Source organism: Streptococcus vicugnae, from assembly GCF_016461705.1.
Taxonomy (GTDB): domain Bacteria; phylum Bacillota; class Bacilli; order Lactobacillales; family Streptococcaceae; genus Streptococcus; species Streptococcus vicugnae.
On the sequence record NZ_JAEMHW010000001.1, the window covers coordinates 314,406 to 338,903 of the forward strand.

Genomic DNA, 24,498 nt, shown 5'->3' on the forward strand with positions numbered 1-24,498 from the left:
TTATATGTTAATATGTTATTTTTTACAAGACGCAGTAGCTGAGTGGAGTCTAATACGCTGATAAACCAGCTTTTACAATCCTGCTCAACCTTGTGAGGGTGAGACGACGAAATCGAATTTCTTTGAAATTACCGATTTCTGTCTCACTCACTTTTTCTCATACTTGTCTTGCATTTCTTGCCAAAATTGCCGAACAGCTTCTGATTGATTTTCCTTTAATTTCATCAAGACCATCATCGAATCTTTCTTAATATCAAGTGGCCGCCAAATAATGTTTTTTCTTTCAAAAGGTCGAACCATCTTTTCCATCATTAAAGAGATTCCCAAATCATTTTCAATCAAATCAATAATCATATTAATACGATTTCCCTTATAGGTAATCTGTGGTTCAAAATGATTCAAATGACATAACTCTAAAAAAGGTTGTAGCAGCTGTGTCTGTTCACTAAGTTGTAGGAATGTTTCTGATTTTAGCTCTTCTATGCTTATGCTTTCCTTATCAGCCAGTTGATGACTGCTTGGCAAAACCACTACCCAACAATCTTGATCAATGGTTATTTTTTCAACATTCTCTGGAAGTGTTTCATTGAACTGTCTTGCAAAAATGATATCGCACTTGTGCTTTAATAAATTATCGAGCAAGACATCCGCCTCTTCTTCTTCGACGTTTACCTCAAAGGTTGGATGGTGCTTTTTAAAATTAGCCATTTCTGAAATAATGGCATAAAAAGGCATGCTTGGAATACCATGCAACAATAATCTACGGTCTTCTTTTTCTTGTAATTGCCCCACTTCAGCAATCATTTGCTGGTAATTTTCCAAAATCTTTTTGGCATATTTTTCAACCACTTCTCCTTCTTTAGTGATTCTGATATGGCGACGATTTCGGTCAAAAAGCAGTACTCCAAGTTCCTTTTCAAGTGCCTTAATTTGCTTTGAAACATTTCCTTGGCTAATATAAAGATGCTCTGCTGTTTCAGTGTAACTCAGGGTTTCACATAAGGTTAAAAATACTTGTAATTTTTGAAGATTCATTGCTTTGCTCCTATTTATTCCATTTTAGAATATCTTATCGCCAAAAGCAAATTGATTTTTAGCTAAATCATGTTACACTAGTTAATGAACTTAGGTTTTCATTTAAGTCACTTTATAGAAGTGAGCTTATTTTTTTGTCTTATTTTTAATCATAAAAGGAGGAATTTTATGCCAACTGGTGTTATTATCAATTCTTTTGCCATCATTTTTGGCGGCATTCTAGGTGGAATTTTTGGTCATATCTTATCAGAGGATTTTAAAAATCAATTAAACCTTATTTTTGGGGTTTGTTCAATGGGAATGGGAATCTCATCTATTGGTCTTATGAAATACATGCCTGCTGTCATCTTTGCTATCGTTGTTGGAACAGCTATCGGGCTAGCTATTAGTCTAGGAGAATGGATTAATAAAGGTGGCTCATTGATGCAAAAAGCCGTCTCAAAAATCTTACCTCAAAAGCACAGTAAACTCTCAAATGATGAATTTCTAGCAACCCTACTAACCGTTATCGTACTTTTTTGTGCTAGTGGTACGGGGATTTATGGGAGCCTTGATTCAGGAATGACTGGCGATTCAACCATCTTAATCTCAAAATCTATTCTTGATTTCTTTACTGCTGCTATCTTTGCTTGTAATCTTGGCTTTGTAGTTTCTTTGATTGCCATTCCACAATTTATTATTTTTACCGCACTTTTCTTGCTAGCAGGTATCATTGTCCCTTTAACTACACCTGATATGATTGCTGATTTTAAAGCCTGCGGTGGTTTCTTAATGGTGGCAACTGGTTTTCGTATGATTAAAGTCAAAATGTTCCCAACCGGAGATATGATTCCAGCTATGGTCATTGTCATGCCTTTATCTTGGTTTTGGGTCAAAGTTATCATGCCATTATTATAAAATCTAATATTTTTAGAAAAATTAGAAAAAGTCAGTTGATATTTTAGACAACTGACTTTTGTTTATCTTGTAAAAACGCTTTTTATATCAAAGATTCTTTTATTAGTTCACTAAGCAAATAATTTGCAATCTTTTTTTAAGTTTGTTATCATACTTGCTATAAATAAAACTTTGAGGAGAACTCTATGCCCAAAACTGCTCAAGAATCTTTAGACTCTTGTCTCTTTTTCGCTATTAAAAAACTAGATCGAGCTCTTGATAAAATCACGGAAGAGGGTTTCCAAAAACTTGGCTTAAGTCCATCTTATTCTACCCTTCTTCTGATTTTAGACCATGATAATGGTAAGCTTCAAAAAGATTTGGCTAAAATGCTTTGTATTACAGCACCTACCTTAACAAGAATTGTTGAAAAACTTGGTAATAAAGGCTTTATTCAAGTTATCAGTGAAGGTCGAACAAAGCGTGTTTATATCACTGAAAAAGGTAGAAAATTAATTCCTGATATTCATCAAGCTCATATTGACACTCAAAAAGAATTTAATCGTTTAGTCAAAAACGGCTTTTCTGACACTCTCGTTTCTGAACTAAACCAAATCACTGAGCAATTGAAATAATAAAAGTTTTAGAGATACTAATCTTGGGTATGTGATTGAGTCATTTGGCTCAATTTATCCTTATAGGTTTATATGGTCGTGGTCACTCACCATGGCCTTTTTTAAAGGCTTGGAATATACTATCAAGTGGATTTGTCATCTTAATCCAAGTGTGCTAAGATATTCTTTGTAGATTTATTACTAAGGAGATTATTGTGCCCGATAACATTCAAGAAACGTTGGAGGGGTGCCTATTTTTTTCTATCAAGAGACTTGATCGAGCTCTTGATAAATACACAGAAGAAGCTTTTAGAAAAATTGGAATGTCACATTCCTATGCTTTAGTCCTTTTTATTCTTAATCAAGAAAATGGTAAATGTTATAAAGAACTTGCTAACATTCTTTGTATTGCCCCGCCTTCTCTAACAAAAATCATTGATAAACTAGCTAGTAGAGAGTTTGTCACTATTGCTCGTGATGGTCGCACAAAACGTGTTTACATCACCGATAGAGGAAGAGAACTTGCCCCTATCATCTGGGAAGTTTTTCATGACACGCGACAAGAACTCATGAAAACGACTCAAACTTATGATCTTGCTACCATTATTGATCAAATCAATTGTTTAACAAAAAGAATTAAGTAAAGAAATCCTCTCTTTCTTTACTTAATTCTTTTTCTTTTAAAAACTAGCGAAATATAAATGAAAATGCTATGATAGAAAGAAAACTAGGAGGCTAGCATGAGTAAAGAAGCTATCAAAAAACAAGTCCTCGATGCCTTTGATCATCGAGTTTCCGTCCGTGTCTATAATGACCAAGAAATCTCACGTGATGATATGGAATATATCCTTGACACTGCCTGGTTAAGCCCTTCTTCAATCGGTCTTGAAGCTTGGCGCTTTGTTGTTCTTGATCGTAAACAAATTGCTAAGCTCCGTGATGAGCTAAAGGCCGTTGCCTGGGGAGCACAAAGTCAACTTGATACAGCTAGTCATTTCGTTCTTCTTCTTGCTGAACAGAATGCTCGTTACGACTCTGAATCTGTTAAAGATAGTCTGGTTCGCCGTGGTCTTGGTGATGGTGATGCTCTTAATAGTCGCTTAGCCACTTATGAATCATTCCAGAAAAACGATATGGTTTTAGCTGACAACCCACGCGCTCTCTTTGATTGGACAGCTAAGCAAACTTATATTGCCCTTGGTAATATGATGACATCAGCAAGTATGATTGGTATTGACTCTTGTCCAATCGAAGGTTTTAACTATGAAAAAGTTAATGCCATTCTTACTAAAGCTGGTGTTATTAATCCAGAAAAAGAAGGTATTGCTAGCATGGTATCATTTGGTTATCGTCTTAAAGATCCAAAGCACCCTCGCTCACGTAAACCTAGAAAAGAAGTCATTACTTGGCTTGACTAAAATAACAAAAACCTTGAACAATAGTTCAAGGTTTTTTATTACAATAAAGCCATTTTCACTGCGCTAATTAAACCACTACTTGTTCCTGGGAAGGCAAAAATCATTTGGCTTAAATCACTTGCTGTTACTTTTTGATTAATCATTAATGTCAAAAGATTAATCATCTCGCCAGCTTCATTTCCTAAAAAGCTAGCTCCAACCAATTCTTTCTTTTGGTTAATAATCAAAGTCACATGCGCATCATCTTCTAATTTTGTCTGGAATTTTAATTGTTGTCCAAATGGGACTTCGACAACACGATAATCGTCATTACCACGAGCCTCATCAATAGTCACCCCGACTTGTGCAATACGTGGGAAGGTATAAACTAGATTTGGAATTGCTGGATAAGTAATCGCCTCAGTATTCATGCCTAAAATAAAAGCTGCAATATAATCAGATTCAAAGCTTGCTGTCGGAGTTAAACGTGGAATAGTTTTGTCAACAACATCACCACTAGCAAAAATATTTGGCACGGCAGTTTGTAAATGCTGATTAACAACAATTCCTGAACGATTGTATTCAATCCCTAACTCTTCGAGTCCAAGATTTTCAACATTTGGGATTCGACCAGTAGCATCAAGGACATAATCTGTTTCAAGGATTAACTCTTGAGCTGTTGTCACACGTAATCCATCATCAATGCTCTCAACTTTTTGAACCGCTTGATTGAAATGGAAGTGGACACCTTCTGCTGCCATTTTAGTGACGACAGTATCAACGTAATTTTCTGGATAAGCAGCCAAGGCTCTATCGGCATATTCAATCACATGTACTTCTGAACCCAGTTTTGCTGCCATAGTCGCAAATTCCATGGAAATAATTCCTGCACCGATGAATGTGATACGTTTTGGCATAACATCCAAATCAAGAAATTCTCGACTATCATGTAAGAATTCTTGTCCTTGAATAGCTAGACGAGCTGAACGTTGCCCAGTTCCTAAGACGATATAATCGGCAGTGACTTGTGTATCATCCACATCAACCGTATGAGCATCAAGCAATTTTCCATACCCTTTAAGTAAATCAATATTTAATTGCTTAAACATTCCTTCCATAAGAGGTGCATAAGTTGGAATCTCAGCTTTTTTAAATGCCATAAGTTCTTGCCAATTAACCTCTGTATTTCCTGTAATGCCAGCTTTTTCATAGCGTGATAAGGCATCAACGAATTCAAATGGACTATCTAATAAGAACTTAGCATTACAGCCATAATTCGTACATGTTCCAGCTGTAACATCCTTTTCAACAATAGCAACTTTTTTTCCAACTTTAGCTAAAGTCACTGCGGCATGCCAGTTTGCATGCCCTGAACCAATAAAGACAATATCATAATCAAAAGTCATTTTTGTCTCCTTAAAGTTGTTGTAACAACCAATTTTGATAACCAATAAAATTAATTAAATCTAATTGCTGTTGCGTCCACTGTAAATCAGCCTCTTCATCTTTGTAATAATCTTTAAGTAAATCATACGTCACCAAATCTTCAGATACCGCTTTTACCATTGGCAGTAAATCCTGCAAACTATTTTTTGAGATCTCTAGATCCTGCCTAAGCCATTCGAGAGCTGTTGTGGGAACTTCGAAAGCTTCTTGACTCTGGTAAGAGAGAATGCCACCTAAATCTAAAATACGGTTAAAAAGTTGCTGGGCAAAGTCACGTTCTTCTTCAGCATGACTTTGATATTTTTCAGCTAATTTTTTAAACCCTTGTGCTTCAAATTGCAAAGCAAGCATCTGATGTTTATTTGACTGGCTTAAAACACCATTTCCAATTTTTTGTAAAATATCAATAGTATTCATTATTCATTATCCTCTTTTTCAAAAAAATAATCGTGCGCGATTGATTAAAGTTTACTACTCAAAAAGCAAGTTGTCAACTTTTACATTTATTTTTTTCTATGTTATGATAAGAGCAAGTAAATACAAAGAAAGAGAAGTTATGACAGAACAACATCCTACCTTAACTAATCAATTATGTTTTGCGATTTATAATGCTAATAGGGTTTTCAATCAATTTTATAAACAAAAACTAGCTAAATTTGATTTAACCTATACACAATATATTGTTTTACTTGCATTGTGGGAAACTGATAATCTTCCTTTGCGTGAGTTAGGAAAGCAATTAGACCTTGCTAGTAATACACTGACACCGCTTCTTAAACGTTTAGAAGAAAAAGGTTATCTAACACGGATTCGTCCCGAAGAAGATCAGCGTCAATTAATCGTTTCGCTTACTCAAACTGGTAAAGCACTTCAAGCTGATGTTGAACAAGAATTACACACTTGCGTAGGAAGATTTACACCTGCTTTACAGGGAAAGATTGAGGAAATGATAACTGATAATCATATATTGATTGAAGAATTAAAAAAATTATTATAATAAAAAAGAGTTTGGATTTATCCAAACTCTTTTATCTTGCATTAAAATTTTTCATTTGGCGTTTGATATCGCGGTCTTGTTCACGACGTTTGACGGTCTCACGTTTATCATAATCATGTTTCCCTTTTGCCACACCAAGCAAAACTTTAGCGAAACCATTTTTCAAATAAACTTTAAGTGGTACAAGGGTCATCCCTGTTCCTTTTAGGTCATTTGATAATTTTTCGATTTCGCGTTTTTTTAGCAATAATTTACGAGTGCGCTCAGGGTCTTGATTCCAAATATTTCCTTGTTCAAAAGGTGAAATATAGACATTAATCAGCCAAGCTTCACCATTTTTGATTTGGGCATAGCCATCTTTGAGCTGAATACGTGCAGCACGAACGCTCTTGATTTCTGTTCCTGTCAAAACGATTCCAGCTTCGATGGTATCAACAATATTATAGTCATGACGTGCTTTTTTATTTTGAGCAACGACATTTCCTTCACCTTTTGGCATATTAAGCTACCTCTCTTATGTCAAATTTTGGGTTAGCAGTTTCAACCTTTTACTTTTTAGCTTTACGTGATTTTTTCTTAGCTACTTCTTTGTAAAAAGGTTTCTTACCTGATTTTTTAGAAGATGATTTTGAAGATTTATGATTACGTTGTTTGTTTGATTTGTGGTCTTTTTTACGATTTTTGTGATTATCAGATTTCGGACGGCCTTTATCCTTTCCTGAACGATCTTTACGTGATTTTTTAACTTTTTCAATCACATCATAATCACTTGGAATGTATTCAAAGTCAATGTCACCAGTCTCTTTATCAGCACGCGTCAATTTAATCTTAATTTGTTGACCAACTCGGAAGACTTTACCTGATTTCTCACCTTGAAGTGTCAATGTACGCTCGTTGTAGTTGTAGAATTCTGGAAGAGTTGTGATGTGAACCAAACCTTCAATGGTATTTGGTAATTCGATAAACATACCGAATTTCACAACACTAGCTACTACACCATCAAATTCCTGACCAACATACTCTTCCATGTATTCAGCTTTTTTCATGGCTTCAACCACACGTTCGGCATCAATAGCGCGACGTTCAAGGGTTGATGATGACGTTGCCAATTCAGGAATAATATTTCTAAAATGTTCGATTTTATCATCTGTGACTTGTGTGTACTCACGAATCATACGGTGAACAAGCAAATCAGGGTAACGACGAATTGGACTTGTAAAGTGTGTATAGTATTCAGCAGCCAAACCATAGTGACCATGATTATGTTCAGAATAACGCGCTTGTTGCATTGAACGTAGCAACATCATATTCAATACTTCAGCACCTGGTTTACCTTCCACTTTAGCCATGAAATCTTGCAGAGCTTGCTGGCTAATTTTATTAGCTGTACCATGAATTTGTACTCCAAAAATACTTGCGTAATCAAGGAATTTCTGTAATTTTTCAGCCTTTGGATCTTCGTGGATACGGTAAATAAATGGTAATTTGCGTTTTGCAAAGTGCTCTGCCACTGTTTCGTTAGCTGCTAACATGAATGATTCAATCATGCGTTCTGCAATACCACGTTCATGAAGAACAATATCAACTGGCATACCTTTGTCGTTGACGATGATTTTAGCTTCACTCGTATCAAAGTTCAAAGCACCGCGACTCACACGCATTGTTTCCAAAATATTATGCAAAGCAGCCATGTGATGAATAGATTCAACGATTGGTTGGTATTTTTCAATCAACTCTTCATCACCTGCGATAATGTCATTGACATCGCTATAAGTCATGCGGAACGTTGTATTGATGACTGATTGACAGATTTGGTGATTAACCACATGACCATTGCGGTCAATTTCCATCAAACATGATTGCGTCAAACGATCCACATTTGGATTCAATGAACAGATACCATTTGACAAACGCTCTGGTAGCATTGGCACCACGCGATCTGTTACATAAACAGATGTTCCACGTGCTACTGCTTCACGGTTAAGAGCAGATCCTTCTGTAACGTAGTACGAAACATCAGCAATGTGAACCCCTAGCTCGAAATTACCATTATCTAATAATTTGATATGAACAGCATCATCCAAGTCTTTGGCATCAGCTCCATCAATAGTAAAGGTAATTTCATTACGCAAATCAACACGACCAATCAAATCTTTCTCAGATGGTGCATCTGGTACAGCTTCTGCTTCAGCCATAACATCTTCTGGAAATTCTGATTTAATGTCCATTGATTCAAGGACTTCAAGAACATCGATACCAACATCGCCTTGATGGCCAACAATATCACGCACATGACCGACAAAATAATCATGTCCACGAGTTGGGTATTTATCAATATCAACCTTAATAATTTCAGTTCCATCTAAGACAACAGGTTCTTTTTTAATGTAGATTTTTTGTTGAATTTTTTGATTTTTAGACTTGATATAGCCAGCGTATTTTGGCTTTTCATCGTCTAGGATAAATTTACCAACAACTGTTTTTAAGCTACGTTCAACAATTCCTACGATACGGACTTCAGCAGCTGTCCCTTTAAGACGATTGGCTGGCTTTTTAATGACCGCCTCAACCGTATCTCCATCGACCGCATGACCAACATCATTACGACCAACAAACATATCATCTTCGTCTTCATCGACAGCTAAGAAACCAAATCCAGCTTTGTTAGCACGAAAGACACCAGTGACAGTGATTTCTTTTTTCTTCTCTTCTTTTTTACGAAGGGCAAGGTTCCCGTTATCATCAAAACGGAGCTCTCCCTTACTTTCTAACTGTGAAATTTCTTTGATAAGCTGTGGGAATTTTTCAGCACCAGCCATATCCAATCCACTAGCCAATTCATTAATATTTACTTTTCCATGCTCTTTTAAATAAGCAATAATATTTTCATTCATAATTGTGATTACAAGTAAGACCATTTGACAAAAAAGCCCTACTTCATTTCTATCCTCTCGTTTTCTAGCTTGATGGAAGTTGTGAAAAGTCACTGAATCTCAAATTCCAATCGGCTATTGAACAGACTCCTCACTACTTAATAATAAAAAATGAGCTGAATGACCAGCCCATGAATTTTCGTACAAAATTCAAGATGCGCAGCCAACGTAAGCTATTAAGCAGCTTTTTCGTCAGTTGCTATCTATTTACTTGATAAGATTGCTAGCGCTAAAGCAATTGCTAGCCAAAAGAATACTAGAACTGCTGTAAAACGTTGCATAAACGCTTCGAAGCCACGCGCTTTAGTACGTTCAAATAAAGCTTCTGAACCGCTGTTATCAAATACATTGCTACTTGGATTTTTCTGTGGTTGCAAAAAGATGGCAATCACGATAATAACAGATAATACCAGCAAAATTGTCAGTAGTACATTGTACATATTTTTCACTAAGAACGCGTCAGAAGGGCTTAAAATCGGAAAATCATCCACTACATCAACCTTCTGGGTTCTATTCCTTTCCTACACTATGGTCTTGATTATTCTATCATAATTATCCTTAAGATTCAACATGTAAGGTTACTTTTCGCTCTTTAGGACAATATTTCAAAACCTGAATTTTATCGGGATGAGTTGCTTTATTTTTGCTTGTCAAATAGTTTTTACTTCCGCAACTACTGCATTTTAAATTAATCTTTACTCTCACACGATTTCCTTAACTTTCAAATATTTTCTAAAATTGATAAAGCTCCATGCGAAGTTTACAAAGACAATAAGACTTGTCACGTAGAAGACCGAACGGTATCCCATTCCTGTTGCTACTGCTGAACCGACAAACGGCCCCAAGACTTGTCCAATATTCATAAACATTTGATTATAGCTGAAAATACGTGAAATACCTTCTCTTGGTGTGATTTTAGTCAACAGCGAATTAACACTTGGCATCAAGGCACCCGTACCAAACCCATACAAGAAACGAACAATTCCCAACTGTAATGAATTTTGGGCCATGGCAGACAAGACATACATACCAAAGCTATAAAACAGAGCTATCAAAAGTAGTCTATGATTACCTATTTTATCACCAATTTTACCAAGAGTCGAGCTCGATAACATACTTGAAAACCCAAGAGCAGACACAATCAAACCTGATACAAACATCAAATTCTCAGTTTGTCCGAGATTACGAATGTACAGTGTTAGGATTGGGGAAATTGATTGTGCAGAAATTTGGATAATCATACTCGTTACAAATAACCCAATAAGGATTTGTTTGTCCTTAATTGAAGAAAAGACTTCTCGAGTTGACATCGCATTTGCTTTTGTAACTGGCTGAAATTCTTCCTTAATAAAAAAGACTGTTAGTAAATTACAGATTAATAAAATGAAACCAACTAGTAGAAAAACTTGTCGAATTCCCATGATTTCAGCTAAAACGCCACCTAATAATGGACCAACTAAGCTACCTCCAATAACTCCTGTTGCCAGCGTCCCAAGCGCGTAACCAGAACGACTCTTAGGTGCTTGACTGGCAATTAAGGCATTTGAATTTGGAACATAACCTGAAAACAGACCATTTAAAACGCGTAGCGCTAGCAACCAGAAAACATTAGGAACAAAAGCTAGTCCACCCATGGTAAAAGTCATTGCAAGGCTAGCTCTTACCATCATCGTTTTTCTTCCATAGCGGTCTGCCAAGCGCCCCCAAACTGGGGCAATCAATGCTGAAGCAAGTGCTGATAGGGACACTGCCAACCCAGCATACCATTCAACTTTGTTTTTAGGAGCGCCAAGTTCTTCCACATATAAAGCCATAAATGGCATGACAAGCGAAAAGCTTGCCCCAGTAAAAAAGTTACCAAGCCAAGCTATTCGTAAATTTTGTTTCCAATTAACTTCGTTACTTATGATTGTTCACCTTCTTTTCAAAAAAACGTCAATTGCTATTATAACACATTCTAATTCAATTGAGAGAATCCTGATTCGCAAAGCGTTTTCTTGTTAAACAATCACTCTAATAAGAAAAATAATCAGCTATAATTCAGATAAAAGGTGATTTACCTGCTCCTTCAACTCCTTAATATTACCGCTATTATCGAGCAATTTATCAGCATAAGGCTTTTTGGCTTCTGTTGACATTTGACTAGCAATTCGTTTTTGAGCCTCTTCTCTTGAAAAATGATTTCGCATCACCAACCGTTCTAATTGCGTTTGTTCATCCAAATGAACAAGCCAAATATCATCAAACCAATCCATATAATCATGCTCAATGAGAAGTGGAATATCCATGAAAAAAACATCCTGTGTCTTAGCCAACTCATCTCGACGATGAGCCAGCTCATCTCGGATAATACCATTTTGAAGCTTAGCAGATTTGGTTAACATCTCTTGACTTGAAAAAATCAATTGACCTAATTTCTTTCGATCGAGTTCACCATTTTCCTGTAAAATGTCACTACCAAGCCAGTCACAGAGTGCTTGATAGAGTTTTCCTCCCTTAGCCTGAAGTTCATGAACCACTTGATCGGCATCAATGACCTGATAACCATGTTTTCTAACTTCAGCAACAACGGTAGACTTCCCAGAAGCAATGCCCCCTGTTATTCCAATAATTTTCGTCATCGTTTTTGACAAGCAGGACATAGATGTGTCCCGCGACCTCCTACTTTAATTTTTTCAATAGGCGTAGCACAACGTGGGCAAGGTTCCCCAGTTTTCCCGTATACTTGCAAATAATATTGCATGCTTCCATTTTCACCTAATGCATTTTGGTAAGTTCGAATCGTTGAGCCACCCTTTTCAATTCCGAGTTGTAAGATTCGAATGGTTTCATCATGTAATCTTTTTACTTCATCTTCTCGAAGACTATTAGCCTGACGCTCAGGATGAACTTTTGCTGCCCAGAGAACCTCATCCACGTAAATATTTCCAAGACCAGCAACCAAAGTCTGCTCCAAAAGATAAGGTTTTATCAACTTTTTAGAAGTTGATAATTTCTTAGCAAATGCTGATAAATCAAAATCCTCTTCTGTCGGCTCAGGCCCTAACTTTCTCTGGCGAAAATACTCATCAACCTGACCCTTACTCATCAATTCCATTGTTCCAAATTTACGGACATCTTGATAAACCAAGGTCGCCCCATCATCAAGTTCAAAAAATGTATGGAAGTGTTTATTTTCAGGTACCTCATCTTTAAAAAGCAAATACTTTCCTTCCATTCTCAAATGAGAAATAATTACTTGCTTATCTAGATTCAGCAACAAATATTTTCCACGTCTTCCAATAGACTGAAAGGTCTGCCCCAAAATTTCTGTCTCAAATGCAGACAAATCCGTTTTAATCATCTTAGGCACACGAACATCAACAGAAACAATCTTCCGACCAACAATTAGCTTTTCAAGACCACGTCTAACAGTCTCAACCTCAGGCAATTCCGGCATCTTTCTGATACAAAGGACGTTAAAAGACAAAGTAAAATTAGAAGGTCATCAGAAATCCTGATTTTTGAAATGACCTATCTATTTTACACAGCCTTTTGTCCGTGTTCAAAGTAACACGAACTAGTCCCTCTCCTTTCTAAACGTTATTCGAAATAACAAAACCGATTATTTTAAAATAGGAGAGGCCAAAAGGCCATCTCCTTTTTCTTTTTTCAAAATATTAATATTCTTTCTCGTTGTAACCAAAGTCAGTTATTCAATGGAAAAAATCATCATTTACCCATAAGTAAATATGCTAAAGCTGCTAAAGCAAAAGGTAATAATAAATTTTCTAAAAACTTTTGCAGTGGATATATAGGTTTAATTCCAATCAATGTACTATCTCCACCCTCTTGTTTAGGATATGCTAAAAAATGTAAAAATAAAATCAACCCTAATATAAAAATGAATCCTAAAAGTTCCAAAATTGACATAACAAAATTTCCTAATATTCTTTCTCGTTGTAACCAAAGTCTGCGAGATCAAGTTTTTTATCACGCCAGTTTTTCTTAACTTTAACCCATGTTTCAAGATAAACTTTATCACCAAGCATGATTTCAATATCACGGCGTGCCATTTTACCAATTTTCTTAAGCATAGCACCTTTTTTACCAATGATAATTCCTTTTTGACTATCACGCTCAACCATGATTGTCGCACGAATGTGAACTTTGTCTGTTTCTGGGTCACGTTTCATTGAATCAACGATAACTGCAACAGAGTGAGGCACTTCTTGTTCAGTTAATTTTAGGATTTTTTCTCGAATCATTTCTGACACCAAGAAACGTTCTGGGTGGTCAGTGATTTGATCTTCTGGGAAATATTGGAAACCTTCTTCCAAGTTATCTTTTAAGATATTAAGAAGTGTTTCAACGTTATTTCCTTGAAGGGCTGAAATTGGCACAATTTCTTTGAAATCCATTTGGCTACGGAAATCATCAATTTGTTCCAAAAGTTGGTCTGGGTGCACTTTATCGATTTTATTGATAACCAAAATAACTGGAATGTTAGCTGCTTTCAAGCGTTCGATAATCATGTCGTCACCTTTACCACGTTTTTCGTCAGCTGGGACCATAAAAAGAACTGTCTCAACTTCACGAAGTGTGCTGTATGCTGACTCAACCATGAAATCACCAAGTGCTGTTTTTGGTTTGTGAATACCTGGTGTGTCAATAAAGACGATTTGTTCAGTATCTGTTGTATAGATACCCATAATTTTATTACGAGTTGTTTGAGCTTTGTCACTCATAATTGCAATTTTTTGCCCCATCACGTGATTCAAAAATGTTGATTTACCAACGTTTGGGCGACCTAAAATCGCAACGAAACCTGATTTAAACATAAGATATAAAGGACGTTAAACGTCCCTACTCCTTTCAATTTCTCTATAAATATAGTGTTATCGACTCCCTAAAATCATGGCAATAATCTTAGGTACAAAAATAATTAATCCAGTCACAATAGCGTAAGCAGAAACAACCAAAACGGCACCTGCTGCCATATCTTTAGCATTTTTAGCTAGCATTGAAAAGTGGTAATCACTAGCAAGGTCGACCACATTTTCAATAGCTGAATTAATCATTTCCAAAGTAATGACCAAAAAGATAGCTAAAAATAAGAATAGCCATTCCATCGCTGATATACGAAAGACAGCACCTGCTGCAGTTGCTAAAATAGCTGAAACCATGTGCTTACGCATATTTCTTTCTTCCTTGAATGCTGTAATAATTCCAGTAATGGCAAATTCCATACTAGAAACCAAGGTGCGATTTTTCCACTTTTTAGGCGAATTATTGTCTCTTAAGTCCATAGGCAGTCAAAATATCTTCTTGTAAAGTAAACATTTCTTTTTCTTCTTCAGGGGTATAGTGGTCATATCCATTAATGTGTAAGAAACCATGTACCGCTAGGAATCCCATCTCACGTTCAAAAGAATGACCATATTCTTCTGCTTGTTCGCGTGCTTTATCAACAGAAATAAAGAGCTCACCAATATATGCGTCAAATTCATCTAACATTTCTGCGAGCTCAGGATTTTCAGCTAAATCTTCTTCTGAGAATGTCAAATCTGATTCAGGTTTATACTCCAAACTGATAACATCTGTTGGACGATCTGTATCACGATATTCTAAATTCAATTCGTGGCTACGTTCGTTTGTCACAAAAGTTACAGCCATTTCTTTATTTTCTTTACCAGTCTTTTCAGCTGCAAATTGCAACAAATCCAAAGTTTGTTTTTTAATTTCTTCTGAAACTTGACCAGTTTCATCTATCATTTCAACGTACATATTAATCTTCTTTCAACTCTAATTATATCATTGACATTATACCATATTAACGATAACAGCGCCATTTTAGGCACTAAGAAAGTTTCTGGTCAATCCGTTTTGAAGTAAAAAAGAAGTAGCCAGGGACAGCTACTTCTTTCTGGGAAAAGGAGTCAGAATGTGTAAAAAGTTAGTTAATAAATGACTATTTTAATCCATCTTTATTGTAGTTACCAGATTTCACTAGATCAAATCCAACGCTGTAAGGGAATTGGTTACTTGTACCTGGTTGGTTGAAGATGATTTTGGCGTTTGCATCAGCATATTCTTCTGGGAGATCTAGGTAGAAGTTACCAGCATCATCTTTTGTCATTTGTGTTCCAGGCCATGCACCAAGAGGTGTTTGTACTGGATTACCATAGTAAAGGTAAACATTGGCATTATCCCAACCGCCAGGGTTGTCAAAGGTTACGCGTGTTTTACCGGCTGGAACAGCAGGAACTAAACCTGATTTAGAGTAGACACCTTCAGCTTTAAGATCAAATCCTTCTTTTTGAGGGAATTGTGATCCTTGATTATTTGTAAAGATCACTTTAACGCCTTCTTCAGCATAAGATGCTGGAACAGAAATTGTATAACGACCTGTTGAGTCTTTTGTCATCTTAGTTCCAGGCCACGCACCTAGAAGTTTAGTATCTTTTGCTGAATACATGTAAGCATATACTTCTGACCAGTTATCTGGATTTTGGAAGTAAATATTTGTTTCAGCACTAGGATCTTTCATTGTGAAAGTATACGTTTTAGTTGTTGCTTGACCATCAGCACCTGTTGCAGTCAATATAACACTTGTTGATTGTCCCGCTTCAAGCCCTTCACCAACAGTGATTTTATCACCATCTTGGAAAGCTACTTCTTGACCATTGTCAAGTTTGTAAGTAGCAGACTCAGCATTTTTAGCTTTCAACGTTACTTCTGTTGCAGCAGAAATACTGTTATCACCCTCTTTATAACCATCGATTGAAACTTGTGCAGTACCATCAGGTTTAGCATCATACAAAACAACTGATGAGCGAGATGACACATTACCAGTGATATGACCATTTGAAACGTTAAATTGACGTCCAGAAACTTGGTCTGTATAAGTACCATCTGCCAATTTTGTATCTGAATTCAATTGTTTGTCGCCATTACCAAGGTTAACAATAACAGCACCTTTATTACCACGTTCAATCATAGCCACTTGTTCATCGCCATTAGGGTTGCGAATGTATTCTGATTCGCCAACCATAGCGTTGTGGAATTTGTTAACAGCTTTAACGGTTGGGTCTTTGTAAAGATCACTACCAGCATCACCAATTTGTGATTGACCTGGGAAGCGTGTACCATTACCACCACCTACTGGACGTGAGAAGAACAATGGAGTTCCTTTAGCACGTGCAGTAATCATTGACCAACCTAAACGGATATCATCATCACTCATCCAAGTTGATACTTGGTCATCATTAGCATAAGTATCATGAGATTCAACCCAAGTGACAAGGTTAGATGGATCAACACCTTGTGCTTGATAATTCATCAAGTTACCAGCAGCTGCACGTTTATCTTTCAAATCATTACGAATTTGATTACCATAGTTTGAAGCTGTAACGCTCATCAATTTAGAATAATCTGCTTCGTGAGAAATACTATCTTGAAGAACTTCACCATATTGGAATTCAGATCCATTGTTCAAAATAACATTCCAGAAATTACTACCATATTCGCCTGGTAACTCAATATGTTTAGCAGTATCATAACGGAAACCATCAGCACCGTCAGCAACTGCTGTTTTCAAGAAATTCAAAAGATATTGTTGAATTTGTGGATTTTGAGTATTCAAATCATACAAACCTAGAAGAGCATTTTGTGTCACATCATAACGGTCATTCCAGTTTTTAATTTCTTTGTTACCATGTGTCCAATTTGGAATTTTTTTGATTTCTGGGCTGATTTGATTGTAATCAGATGTTGTGTGGTTAAGAACAGCATCAACAATAATTTTAATACCATATTGATCAGCCACACGGTTCATTTCTTTAAATTCTTCTTCAGTACCTAGTTGGTAGTTACCAATAGTATGCAATGTTGGTTGATATTGATAGTACCAATTTTTCAAGCTCTTATTACCACCATTTCCAACAACAACTTGGTTAATTGGTGATGTTTGAACACTAGTGTAACCAGCATCCTTAATTGCTTGCATATTATCTTTAATAGTATTGAAAGACCAGCACCATGCGTGAAGTACTGTTCCTTCTTTCATTGAGACTTGTTCATCAGCCTTAACAGCATTAGCTTGTGCAAAAGCACCGGCACTGACTGCTGTCAAAACTAATAGAGAGCCTAAACCTTTTTTCATTTTCTTTTTCAAATTTACTTTATTACGAAGTGACATAAATAATCTCCTATAAAGATAAGTTAAAATACGCAACCGCTTTCAGAAATAAACAAAAAATAAAGCAGTATTATGCGTGAAACCTGTCCAATCAACAACATATACCTGCATGACTAAAAAGTATAGTTATCAAATAATTTTCTTATAGGCATACCTCCAATTTTTTGTTGCAATCGGTTGCATATTTGTCTATATTATAGCACATTTTTTTGGAAGCGCAACCAAAAATGGGAATTTTTTGACAATTTAATCAAAAAAATGACAAAAATACCATGAAACCTTTTATTTTAAATAGTTTACCTTTGTCATTTTAAAATGCTGACTACTTATCCATTGACCATTAAATTGTTTATCATTAGGAATCCGTTCCACCTCTGCCATTCCAATTTTTTCCAACACGCGTGCTGAAGCAGGATTTTGGACAGCACAAAAAGCATGAATTTCTTCAAAACCTAAAATATCAAAACAAAGTTTTAAAATCTCAGCACTCGCTTCAGTTGCAAAGCCACGTCCCCAAAACTTTTTATTAATAATGTAGCCAATTTCTGCTTGTTTTCCATCTGACCAATTCATAAGATCAATCGTTCCGATAAACTCAGATGTATCTCTCAATTCTATACCATAACGACCAAGAGGACTTTTGAGATAAATTTCCTTAATCACTTTTTGAGTTTCCTCTATAGTCTGATTAGCTGGAAAATCCCATTTTGTATTTTCTTCATCAGATGTGTAAGCAAACATAGCTTTTGTATCAGCCATTGTCACCGGTCGCAATAACAACCGCTCAGTTTTTAACTCACTATGTTTCTTTAATTGTTCTTCTAGCATCTTTTCTCCCTTAAACTCCTATCAAAAAAAAGCGACCTTAAAAAGGCCAACTTACTTTTCTTGATTGTCTTTTTGGCTTACCATCTCTTCATCAATGTGAACTATCAAATCTTGAAAATCACTGGCCAAGTGCTTTGCCTGATTTCCAAGATTCTTTAAAATGTCAGCATCAATATCTGAGTCTAAAGCTTTTAGATCTCCTTCAAGTCTTTGCGCTTGACTGGTTAACATCTCACTCATTTCAGTCAACTTCTTAAGTGAATCACGATCACACATAAATCTCCTCCTAGTTGGTAATACATATAGCAGATATAATTTCTGAAAATATTTTGAAACTTCCAAGTACAATTACCATAATCTATTTTACCCTAAAAATTAGATTTTACTAGTATTTTTAGTCATTATAGATTTTCTGTCCAAAAAGGGAAATTACTCTCATTTTTCACTTTTTCAACCCGTTTGACTTGTTGATAAGGCTAGTACCTTCACGCCTTAACTTTTGAATCCATGTGTATTAATAAAGATTGAAAATCATATGCTAAATCCTTAGCCTCTTCTCCAAGTTTGATAAAAAAATCAGATTCTGAATCAGATTCTAGATTTAATGATAATTTATCTATCATGTTTAACTTACGATTTAATTGATCTGCTTGACTTGCTAATTGAACACTCAATTCAGTTAAGCTATCGAGTACCTCACGATTATCCATAAAAATCCTCCATTAGTACACTTATTTAATATAATTTTTCTTTTTCGGTGAAAATATCATGAAAAAAAATATACCTTATTTTACCTCAAAAAAACAGTCTAAACTAACATTCGCAAATATGAAAATAAAAAAAGCCACACCTAAGTGCAGCTTGCAATTATTTGTCATCTTTATCAGCAGCAGGTTGTCCAATGGTTTCATAGCTTGCAAAACCTGATTCTGTAGCTGATTCTACAATTTTTTCACATGATTGATGCCCCTGCTTTCTCTCTGCATCTTTCTCATAAGCGTTGATAATTTCAGCAACCACAGGGTGTCGAACCACATCGCTAGCTGAGAAATGCACGAAGTCAATCTGCTTGATATGTTTTAATTTTTCAGTAGCATCGATCAAACCAGATTTAACCTTCTTAGGCAAATCAATCTGGCTTGTATCACCATTAATAATCATTTTTGAGTTAAACCCAAGACGAGTCAAAAACATCTTCATTTGCATAATAGTCGTATTTTGGGCTTCATCCAGAATCACAAATGCATCATCCAATGTTCGACCACGCATATAAGCCAGCGGTGCAATTTCAATAATATCACGTTCCATTAATCGTGCGGTTTGCTCTTTTCCTAAAATTTGATAAAGTGCATCATAAACAGGACGAAGATATGGATCAACTTTTTCTTTTAAGTCACCTGGTAAAAATCCAAGACTCTCACCTGCTTCAACTGCTGGACGTGTTAGAATTATACGTTTAACTTGTCCACGCTTTAAAGCTGTCACAGCTAAAGTGACTGCTAAGAAAGTTTTCCCTGTACCTGCAGGACCAATTCCAAAAACAACGTCATGTGATTTAACACTATCAGCATAAACTTTTTGTCCAAGGGTTTTAACACGAATCGGTTTTCCAGAATTATCCTTGATAATTTCTTCTTCATAAAGGGCAACAAATTTGTCAATAGAGCCATTTTGTGCCATAGAAAGAGCCGTTACTACGTCAGAAGTATTCACTAACATCCCACGAGAAACCAAAACTAATAATGCTTGAATGGTCACACGCGCCAACTCGACACTTTCCTTGTCATCTCCTAGAATCTGCACACGCTCTGTGCGGGCATGAATAATAACCCCAAGATTGTCTTCAATCAATTTCAAATGGCGCTCATTTGAACCAAACAGCGCTAGCACATCATCAGGATGATTTAAAGTAATTTCAACAGAATGCTCTTGCAAATAGAGTCCCTCTTTCTTTTGTGTTTGATAAGCCTATTATAGCTTATTTAAAACAAAAAATCACGGCTTACCGTGATTTCGTTTTTATTTAAAGTTAGCTTATCTTAATACGCTAGGTAATCTTCCCAAATCTTATCAAATTCACTCAGGTTGAAAGCAAAAACAGCCTCATCTTCTAGATAACGACTTATTGTTTCAAAATCATCTGTATGCTTTGGAAACATAGTATCTTCAAAAACAAGGTCAGCCAAAATTGCGACCGGCTCATGACTTTTGGGATTGCGCTGCGTCATTAACCAAGTATAAAATGACTTTCTCATTGCCAATTCTCCTCTAAAAACACATGTCTAATTGCACTGCTTTTGGCATAATGTTCAGGATTTTTCTTATAGAATCCTTGGTGGTAATCCTCTGCCAAATAAAATGGCTGCACCGGTTCAATAGCTGTTACAATTGGTTCTTTGAAACGTCCAGAAGCCTGCAAAGCAGCTTTAGATGCTTCAGCAATTTCTTTTTGAGACTCGTTACTATAGAAAATAACCGGGCGGTAGTTATCTCCACAATCCTCAAATTGACCAAAAGCATCTGTTGGATCAGTCTGTGCCCAATAAATCTCTACTAAATCAGCATAAGAGATCTTGCTCTCATCAAAAATAATTTCAACAGCCTCTGTATGACCAGTTTCATGTGCCTTGACCTGTTCATAGGTAGGATTTTCAACATGTCCTCCAGTATAACCAGAACGAACTGATAAAATTCCATCTTGTTCTTCAAATGGCTGTACCATGCACCAGAAACAACCACCTGCAAAAATCGCACGTTCCATTCTATAACCTCCAAAATATAGTGAGTCTATTATATCAAAAAAATATCCAGTGGATATTATTTTCACGAGCCCAAAAACTAAAAAGCGAATCTATCCTATGGATACTTTTAAACTGAAATGAAAAAGACTACGACTAATTAAAAAACTAAATCGCAATCTTTTTACCATTAATCTTCGTTTTCAATCAATTCTGTACCAAATTGGTCTTGTTTGACTTTGCGAGCTTTCATTAAACCACCAAGAGCTTTTTTAAATTGCCCTTTAGAGATACCAAACGTTGCTTTGATATCAGCTGGAGATGATTTATCGTTCAATGTCATAAAGCCACCATTTGATTGTAAATAAGTCAAAATCATTTGTGAGTCATTTTCAAGCATTTCAAATGAACGTGGTTTTAATGACAAATTAAGCGTACGGTCAACCTCACGGAAGCCAATAACACGTGCTGTCACCTCTTCACCAAGACGTGGTTCTGCATAACGTTCACTAGGGTGAATAAAACCAAGCATGTTGTTATCTGGCAAGTAAACAAATGTTCCAGATAATTTCAAACGGTAAACAATGGCACGCAATTTTTCATTTTGCATGTTATTGTAAGCTGGTCCAGCCATTTTTTGGAAAACTTCAGGTTGCGCTGGAATTGCCCAGATACGGTCTTTTTTATCCACGTCAAGGTGAACATAAAGTTTATCACCTTTTTTAGGCCAAAGTTCTTTCATATCAGGCAAGACATCAAGTGAGACAACAAATTGTTTGTCAGCAAGTCCTGTATCCAAAAAGACACCCAAATCGCGGCGAACTTCTGTGACAACACCCCAACCGTAGCTAGTACGAGTTGTGGCAACTTCTGCTGTTGTCATACGAGCTTTTTGATGCATATCAGTGTAGACAAATCCTTTGACCATGTCACCAATCTTGTGCTCACCCTCAGCCTTGTCTAACATGAAAGTCACGCCATCTTTTTGTACAAAATACGCTTTCGCATTTTCGTCAATCACAAGTCCTGTGATGACAGTGGCAAGTAAATTATTCATTTATTCTTCCTTTATAAAAGGGGGTGGAAAGTCCACCCCCTAACCTTTTTTCTTATTAATTAGACTTCAAGCAATTCTTTTTCTTTGTTTGCTGTCATAGTGTCGATATGTTTAACAGCTTCATCAGTTGCTTTTTGAATGTCTTTTTCAAGAACTTTCAATTCGTCTTCAGTGATTTCTTTAGCTTTTTCTTGTTTTTTAGCTTCGTCCATAGCATCACGACGGATGTTACGGATAGCAACTTTAGCATTTTCACCGACTTTTTTAACGTCTTTAGCAAGTGCTTTACGAGTTTCTTCTGTAAGGGCAGGAATAACCAAACGGATTACTGAACCGTCATTAGCAGGGTTAATACCAAGGTCTGAAGCGTTGATTGCGTGTTCGATATCTTTCAATGATGATTTATCAAATGGAGAAATCAAAAGAACACGTGCTTCTGGAACTGTGATAGAAGCCAATTGGTTAAGTGGTGTCATTGCACCGTAGTATTCAACTTGGATACGGTCCAAAAGAGATGCATTTGCACGACCAGCACGAATTGAAGCAAATTCGCGTGCTAATGAGCTGTGTGATTGTTCAAAGCGTTCTTTAGCTTTTTCGATAATAGCATTAGCCATAAATAGTATTAGTCCTCATTTCTTGTTTTTTGGGAAATAGCAGAGCTGACAATTATTTGTCGTGGTGTTCAGCTTTATTTGAAACGGTTGTACCGATAGCTTCACCAAAGACAACACGTTTAATATTACCAGCTTGGTTCATGTTAAAGACAACCAAGTCAATATCGTTGTCCATTGAAAGTGTTGATGCAGTTGCGTCCATGATTTTAAGACCACGTTTAATCACTTCACCGTGTGTCAATTCATCAAATTTGACAGCATTAGCATCTTTCTTAGGATCGGCGTTGTAAACACCGTCAACACCATTTTTAGCCATCAAGATAGCTTCAGCGTCGATTTCAGCGGCACGAAGAGCAGCTGTTGTATCAGTTGAGAAGTAAGGTGAGCCGATACCAGCAGCAAAAATCACGATGCGATTTTTTTCAAGGTGACGAAGCGCACGACCACGGATGTATGGTTCAGCAACGTTTTGCATTGGGATTGAGGTTTGAACACGTGTATCAACACCATTTTGTTGAAGGCTATCAGCCATAACAAGAGCGTTCATAACTGTTCCAAGCATACCTGTGTAGTCAGCTTGAACACGGTCCATACCAGCTGCAGCAGCTGGTTCACCACGCCAAAGGTTTCCACCACCAATAACCAAAGCAATTTCTACACCTGAACTATGTACTTCAGCAATTTCTTTTGCGATAGTTTTAACAGTTTCAATGTCGATTCCGACACCTTTTTCACCAGCTAACGCTTCACCAGATAATTTAATTAAAATACGTTTATACTTAGGTTCCACTTCAAGTTACTCCTTTTTTTATCTTTATTATTTTAACATAATTTGCCTATTTTACCTAGCAAAATTCGTTGAATTTTGAAAGATTAAAAACAGATCAACTATGTGATTCAAACAGATAAATCATTTCCCTTTTCATTTCATTAGAAAGATCACACAGCCCATAAAAAAATCCGTTTCAAAGAAACGGATTCTTCATTAATGTATCAATTAGAATGAGCTTGGATCTACTTTGATACCTACACCTTGTGTAGTAGTGATTGACAAGTTAGTCATGTAAGTACCTTTAGCAGTAGCAGGTTTTGATTTAACCATAACTTCGTGGATAGCTTTGAAGTTTTCAACCAATTTGTCTGCGTCAAATGATACTTTACCGATGATAGCTTGTACGTTACCTGCTTTATCAGCACGGTAAGTGATTTTACCACCTTTAGATTCTTCAACTGCTTTAGCAACGTCCATAGTTACTGTACCAGTTTTAGGGTTTGGCATAAGGTTACGAGGTCCAAGGACACGTCCAAGACGTCCAACGATAGCCATCATGTCTGGTGTAGCGATAACTACGTCAAAGTCAAGCCAACCGTCGTTGATTTTAGCAACAAGATCGTCTTCACCAACGAAGTCTGCACCAGCAGCTTTAGCTTCTTCAGCTTTAGCACCACGTGCAAAAACAAGAACACGTTGTGTTTTACCAGTACCGTTTGGCAATACCATTGCACCACGGATTTGTTGGTCTGCTTTACGAACGTCAATGTTAAGTTTGTATGCAACTTCTACAGATGCATCAAATTTTGCGAAGTTAGTTTCTTTTGCAAGAGCTACAGCTTCTTCTACGCTGTAAGCTTTTGTGCTGTCGATTTTTTCAAGTGCAGCACGCATTTGTTTGCTTTTTTTAGCCATTTAAAATTCTCCTTGTAATGTGGTCATATCGATTTGATTTAAAATCTCCCACGTCACTCATCAAATTACGATGAAGTCTTGCGGGTCTAGCGTG

General features: G+C 36.4%; 30 protein-coding genes. 5 read left to right on the forward strand and 25 right to left on the reverse strand.

The genetic code is table 11. The features are described from left to right. Positions 1-147 precede the first annotated feature (147 nt). The gene (locus JG537_RS01500) at positions 148-1,035 is read right to left on the reverse strand and encodes a LysR family transcriptional regulator (protein WP_132869686.1); all 888 of its coding nucleotides are present in this window, start codon (positions 1,033-1,035) and stop codon (positions 148-150) included. A gap of 168 nt (positions 1,036-1,203) precedes the next feature. Between JG537_RS01500 and JG537_RS01505 the strand changes: the two genes are divergently transcribed. The 4 genes from JG537_RS01505 to JG537_RS01520 all read left to right on the forward strand — a co-directional run bounded on the left by JG537_RS01505 (position 1,204) and on the right by JG537_RS01520 (position 3,943). Further along, a complete protein-coding gene (locus JG537_RS01505; RefSeq protein ID WP_132869687.1) occupies positions 1,204-1,932 on the forward strand; it encodes a DUF554 domain-containing protein in 729 nt (242 codons plus the stop codon). Positions 1,933-2,117: 185 nt separating this feature from the next. Then, positions 2,118-2,546 carry a MarR family winged helix-turn-helix transcriptional regulator gene (locus JG537_RS01510; protein ID WP_199542783.1) on the forward strand — a complete coding sequence of 143 codons (429 nt, stop codon included), beginning with the start codon at positions 2,118-2,120 and terminating at the stop codon, positions 2,544-2,546. Between the two features lie 194 nt (positions 2,547-2,740). After that, positions 2,741-3,169, forward strand: coding sequence for a MarR family transcriptional regulator (locus JG537_RS01515; RefSeq protein ID WP_199542796.1), 429 nt, complete (start codon positions 2,741-2,743; stop codon positions 3,167-3,169). A gap of 96 nt (positions 3,170-3,265) precedes the next feature. Continuing rightward, on the forward strand, positions 3,266-3,943 hold the full coding sequence (locus JG537_RS01520; RefSeq protein WP_199542798.1) for an NAD(P)H-dependent oxidoreductase: 678 nt from the start codon (positions 3,266-3,268) through the stop codon (positions 3,941-3,943). 38 nt (positions 3,944-3,981) lie between these two features. Here JG537_RS01520 and JG537_RS01525 read toward each other — a convergent pair whose 3' ends face one another. Then, the gene (locus JG537_RS01525; protein WP_199542800.1) at positions 3,982-5,328 is read right to left on the reverse strand and encodes a dihydrolipoyl dehydrogenase family protein; all 1,347 of its coding nucleotides are present in this window, start codon (positions 5,326-5,328) and stop codon (positions 3,982-3,984) included. Between the two features lie 10 nt (positions 5,329-5,338). Next, complete coding sequence (locus JG537_RS01530; protein ID WP_199542802.1) at positions 5,339-5,785, reverse strand: ferritin-like domain-containing protein; 447 nt, start codon at positions 5,783-5,785, stop codon at positions 5,339-5,341. 139 nt (positions 5,786-5,924) lie between these two features. Here JG537_RS01530 and JG537_RS01535 point away from each other — a divergent pair, with 139 nt between their 5' ends. Further along, a complete protein-coding gene (locus tag JG537_RS01535; protein WP_199542804.1) occupies positions 5,925-6,365 on the forward strand; it encodes a MarR family winged helix-turn-helix transcriptional regulator in 441 nt (146 codons plus the stop codon). Between the two features lie 31 nt (positions 6,366-6,396). On the opposite strand, the gene smpB is transcribed toward JG537_RS01535, so the two are convergent. The 22 genes from smpB to rplA form a co-directional block, all read right to left on the reverse strand. Beyond that, complete coding sequence (gene smpB, locus JG537_RS01540; RefSeq protein WP_132869451.1) at positions 6,397-6,864, reverse strand: SsrA-binding protein SmpB; 468 nt, start codon at positions 6,862-6,864, stop codon at positions 6,397-6,399. A 49-nt stretch (positions 6,865-6,913) separates the two neighbouring features. Continuing rightward, a complete protein-coding gene (rnr, locus tag JG537_RS01545) occupies positions 6,914-9,259 on the reverse strand; it encodes a ribonuclease R (RefSeq protein WP_199542816.1) in 2,346 nt (781 codons plus the stop codon). Positions 9,260-9,501: 242 nt separating this feature from the next. Then, complete coding sequence (secG, locus tag JG537_RS01550; RefSeq protein WP_004232859.1) at positions 9,502-9,738, reverse strand: preprotein translocase subunit SecG; 237 nt, start codon at positions 9,736-9,738, stop codon at positions 9,502-9,504. Between the two features lie 118 nt (positions 9,739-9,856). Further along, on the reverse strand, positions 9,857-10,003 hold the full coding sequence (gene rpmG / locus JG537_RS01555) for a 50S ribosomal protein L33 (protein ID WP_074450694.1): 147 nt from the start codon (positions 10,001-10,003) through the stop codon (positions 9,857-9,859). Next, the gene (locus JG537_RS01560) at positions 10,000-11,208 is read right to left on the reverse strand and encodes a multidrug efflux MFS transporter (protein ID WP_484600439.1); all 1,209 of its coding nucleotides are present in this window, start codon (positions 11,206-11,208) and stop codon (positions 10,000-10,002) included. Before JG537_RS01560 ends, rpmG begins: the two co-directional genes overlap by 4 nt. A 123-nt stretch (positions 11,209-11,331) precedes the next feature. Then, entirely contained in the window at positions 11,332-11,919 is a 588-nt protein-coding gene (gene coaE / locus JG537_RS01565) for a dephospho-CoA kinase (protein ID WP_281402424.1), read from the reverse strand. After that, complete coding sequence (mutM, locus tag JG537_RS01570; RefSeq protein ID WP_199542820.1) at positions 11,916-12,737, reverse strand: DNA-formamidopyrimidine glycosylase; 822 nt, start codon at positions 12,735-12,737, stop codon at positions 11,916-11,918. Before mutM ends, coaE begins: the two co-directional genes overlap by 4 nt. Positions 12,738-13,009: 272 nt before the next feature. Beyond that, positions 13,010-13,210, reverse strand: coding sequence for a hypothetical protein (locus tag JG537_RS01575; RefSeq protein ID WP_199542822.1), 201 nt, complete (start codon positions 13,208-13,210; stop codon positions 13,010-13,012). An 11-nt stretch (positions 13,211-13,221) separates the two neighbouring features. Next, on the reverse strand, positions 13,222-14,118 hold the full coding sequence (era, locus tag JG537_RS01580; protein WP_074560727.1) for a GTPase Era: 897 nt from the start codon (positions 14,116-14,118) through the stop codon (positions 13,222-13,224). Positions 14,119-14,175: 57 nt separating this feature from the next. Beyond that, on the reverse strand, positions 14,176-14,586 hold the full coding sequence (locus tag JG537_RS01585; protein ID WP_074481392.1) for a diacylglycerol kinase family protein: 411 nt from the start codon (positions 14,584-14,586) through the stop codon (positions 14,176-14,178). After that, positions 14,567-15,064: an rRNA maturation RNase YbeY gene (gene ybeY / locus JG537_RS01590; protein WP_199542824.1), complete on the reverse strand. Its 498-nt coding sequence runs from the start codon at positions 15,062-15,064 to the stop codon at positions 14,567-14,569. The genes JG537_RS01585 and ybeY overlap by 20 nt, the downstream gene beginning before the upstream one ends. Positions 15,065-15,248: 184 nt before the next feature. Continuing rightward, entirely contained in the window at positions 15,249-17,477 is a 2,229-nt protein-coding gene (locus JG537_RS01595; RefSeq protein WP_199542826.1) for a starch-binding protein, read from the reverse strand. A gap of 282 nt (positions 17,478-17,759) precedes the next feature. Beyond that, positions 17,760-18,305 carry a GNAT family N-acetyltransferase gene (locus tag JG537_RS01600; RefSeq protein ID WP_199542828.1) on the reverse strand — a complete coding sequence of 182 codons (546 nt, stop codon included), beginning with the start codon at positions 18,303-18,305 and terminating at the stop codon, positions 17,760-17,762. A 51-nt stretch (positions 18,306-18,356) separates the two neighbouring features. Beyond that, complete coding sequence (locus JG537_RS01605) at positions 18,357-18,581, reverse strand: hypothetical protein (RefSeq protein ID WP_132869205.1); 225 nt, start codon at positions 18,579-18,581, stop codon at positions 18,357-18,359. Positions 18,582-18,790: 209 nt separating this feature from the next. After that, complete coding sequence (locus tag JG537_RS01610) at positions 18,791-19,015, reverse strand: hypothetical protein (RefSeq protein WP_199542831.1); 225 nt, start codon at positions 19,013-19,015, stop codon at positions 18,791-18,793. Positions 19,016-19,172: 157 nt separating this feature from the next. After that, on the reverse strand, positions 19,173-20,240 hold the full coding sequence (locus tag JG537_RS01615; protein ID WP_199542834.1) for a PhoH family protein: 1,068 nt from the start codon (positions 20,238-20,240) through the stop codon (positions 19,173-19,175). Positions 20,241-20,344: 104 nt separating this feature from the next. Beyond that, positions 20,345-20,560 (reverse strand): YozE family protein, encoded by a 216-nt coding sequence (locus JG537_RS01620; RefSeq protein ID WP_199542837.1) that lies wholly within the window; start codon positions 20,558-20,560, stop codon positions 20,345-20,347. After that, positions 20,557-21,066 (reverse strand): peptide-methionine (S)-S-oxide reductase MsrA, encoded by a 510-nt coding sequence (gene msrA, locus JG537_RS01625; protein ID WP_199542842.1) that lies wholly within the window; start codon positions 21,064-21,066, stop codon positions 20,557-20,559. Before msrA ends, JG537_RS01620 begins: the two co-directional genes overlap by 4 nt. A gap of 167 nt (positions 21,067-21,233) precedes the next feature. Continuing rightward, complete coding sequence (locus JG537_RS01630) at positions 21,234-22,100, reverse strand: CvfB family protein (RefSeq protein ID WP_074560733.1); 867 nt, start codon at positions 22,098-22,100, stop codon at positions 21,234-21,236. Positions 22,101-22,159: 59 nt separating this feature from the next. Then, entirely contained in the window at positions 22,160-22,717 is a 558-nt protein-coding gene (gene frr / locus JG537_RS01635; RefSeq protein ID WP_004232884.1) for a ribosome recycling factor, read from the reverse strand. A 52-nt stretch (positions 22,718-22,769) separates the two neighbouring features. Next, entirely contained in the window at positions 22,770-23,507 is a 738-nt protein-coding gene (pyrH, locus tag JG537_RS01640) for a UMP kinase (RefSeq protein WP_074560734.1), read from the reverse strand. 207 nt (positions 23,508-23,714) lie between these two features. Further along, positions 23,715-24,404 (reverse strand): 50S ribosomal protein L1, encoded by a 690-nt coding sequence (gene rplA, locus JG537_RS01645; RefSeq protein WP_004232886.1) that lies wholly within the window; start codon positions 24,402-24,404, stop codon positions 23,715-23,717. Positions 24,405-24,498 lie beyond the last annotated feature (94 nt).